The following is a 2,713-nucleotide window of genomic DNA, read 5'->3' as shown; positions in this document are numbered from 1 at the left end:
TGCTTAATAAGCTGGAATGTGGCTGGGCAGGCCAGCATCACGAGGAAGCGAGAAAGTGCAGACACACGAGATCAGGAAGAGGTTCCTCGATCATTTCGTGAAAGCGGGTCACACCGAGGTGCCAAGTGCCTCGGTGATCCTTGACGACCCCAACCTGCTGTTCGTCAACGCGGGCATGGTCCAGTTCGTGCCGTTCTTTCTCGGCCAGCGCACCCCGCCATATGCGACGGCCACCAGCATCCAGAAATGCATCCGCACGCCGGATATCGACGAAGTCGGTATCACCACCCGCCACAACACCTTTTTTCAGATGGCCGGCAATTTCTCGTTCGGCGACTATTTCAAGCGTGGCGCCATCGAATTGGCCTGGACCCTGCTGACCAACTCCGTTGCCGATGGTGGCTACGGATTCGACCATGAAAGGCTTTGGGCCACAGTCTATTTAGATGACGACGCAGCGCAGCTGTGGCAGGAAATCGCAGGTCTGCCTCCCGAGCGGATCCAGCGCCGCGGCATGGCCCACAACTACTGGTCGATGGGCATCCCCGGGCCGTGCGGTCCGTCGTCGGAGATCTATTACGACCGCGGCCCGGACTACGGTCCCGAGGGCGGCCCGCTGGCCAGCGAAGAGCGCTACATCGAGATCTGGAATCTCGTCTTCATGCAGAACGAGCGCGGCGAAGGCACCACCAAAGAGGATTACGAGATCCTAGGGCCGTTGCCGCGCAAGAACATCGACACCGGCATGGGCGTCGAGCGGGTCGCGGTGCTGCTGCAGGGCGTGCACAACGTCTACGAGACCGATCTGCTGCGCCCCGTCATCGACTTGGTCGCGACCCGTGGCCCTCGCCCTTATGACGTCGGCAATCACGACGACGATGTGCGCTACCGGATCATCGCCGACCACAGCCGCACCGCGGCGATCCTGATCGGCGACGGCGTCAGTCCCGGCAACGACGGGCGCGGCTACGTGCTGCGCCGGCTGCTGCGCCGCGTGATCCGCTCGGCCAAGCTGCTGGGCATCGAGGACCCGATCGTCGGCGACCTGATGGCGACCGTGCGTGACGCGATGGGCCCGTCGTATCCCGAACTCGTGGCCGATTTCGACCGGATCAGGCGTATCGCGGTGGCCGAGGAGACCGCGTTCAACCGCACGCTGCAGTCCGGTTCACGGCTCTTCGACGAGGTGGCCGGTGCCACCAAAGCATCCGGTGCCGGCGTGCTGTCCGGGTCGGATGCCTTTACCCTGCACGACACCTACGGATTCCCGATCGAGCTCACCCTCGAGATGGCCGCCGAGGCCGGCCTGACGGTCGACGAGACGGGATTCCACGAGCTGATGTTGCAGCAGCGCCAGCGCGCCAAGGCCGACGCTGCGGCGCGCAAACACGCCCACGCCGACCTGACGGCCTACCGCGAACTGGTCGACGCCGGCCCGACCGAGTTCACCGGTTTCGACGAGTTGACGTCGCAGGCCCGGATTCTGGGCATCTTTGTCGACGGCAAGCGGGTTCCGGTGATTGCGCATGGTGCGCACGGCGAAGCCGCTATCGCGGATCGGGTGGAACTGGTGCTGGACCGTACCCCGCTGTACGCCGAGTCGGGCGGACAGCTCGCCGATGTCGGCACCATCAGCGGAACCGGTGCGGGCGAAAGTGCCCGGGCGGCTGTCACCGACGTGCAGAAGATCGCCAAAACCCTGTGGGTGCATCGGGTTAACGTGGAGTCCGGGGAATTCGTCGAGGGTGACACCGTCGTCGCGGCGGTGGATCCGGGCTGGCGAAAGGGCGCCACGCAGGGCCACTCGGGTACCCACATGGTGCACGGCGCGCTGCGGCAAGTGCTGGGACCGAACGCGGTTCAGGCCGGCTCGCTGAATCGCCCCGGCTACCTGCGGTTCGACTTCAACTGGCAGGGGCCGCTGACCGAAGAGCAGCGCACCCAAATCGAAGAAGTCACCAACGAGGCCGTCCAGGCTGACTTCGAGGTGCACACCTTCACCGAGCAGCTCGACAAGGCCAAGGCGATGGGGGCGATCGCGCTGTTCGGGGAGAGCTACCCAGACCAGGTGCGAGTGGTGGAGATCGGTGGCCCGTTCTCGCTGGAGCTGTGTGGTGGCACGCACGTGCACAACTCAGCCCAGATCGGCCCGGTGACGATCCTGGGCGAATCGTCGATCGGCTCCGGCGTGCGCCGGGTGGAGGCCTACGTCGGGCTGGAATCGTTTAAGCACCTGGCCAAGGAGCGCGCACTGATGGCCGGGCTGGCCTCGTCGCTGAAGGTGCCTTCCGAAGAGGTGCCGGCCCGGGTGGCGAACCTGGTCGAGCGGCTCAAGGCCGCGGAGAAGGAACTCGAACGCACCCGGCTGGCGACGGCGCGGGCCGCTGCGGTCAATGCTGCGGCCGGGGCGCAGCGCATCGGTAACGTCCGTCTGGTGGCGCAGCGGATGTCGGCCGGGATGAGCGCCGCCGACCTGCGCTCGCTGGTCGGCGACATCCGCGGCAAACTCGGCAGCGACCCGGCGGTGGTCGCGCTGATCGCCGAGGGTGAAGGCGGCAGCGTGCCGTACGCGATCGCTGCCAACCGGGCCGCGCAGGACCTGGGTATCCGGGCAAACGACTTGGTCAAGCAGCTCGCGGGGGCCGTCGACGGCCGGGGCGGCGGCAAGGCCGACCTCGCGCAGGGCTCCGGGAAGGACTCATCGGGTATCGAC

At 66.3% G+C, this 2,713-nt stretch carries 1 protein-coding gene; it reads left to right on the top strand.

The window, feature by feature from the left end; genetic code table 11:
• Positions 1 to 55: 55 nt before the first annotated feature.
• Positions 56 to 2,713 (top strand): alanine--tRNA ligase (gene alaS, locus VEI45_RS23265; protein WP_324856879.1); only part of this gene is annotated, 2,658 nt, incomplete at its 3' end.

This window comes from Mycobacterium sp. (genome assembly GCF_035623875.1).
GTDB lineage: Bacteria > Actinomycetota > Actinomycetes > Mycobacteriales > Mycobacteriaceae > Mycobacterium.
The sequence above is the reverse complement of the archived record's forward strand: the minus strand, read 5'-3'. Positions and strand labels throughout refer to the sequence as shown.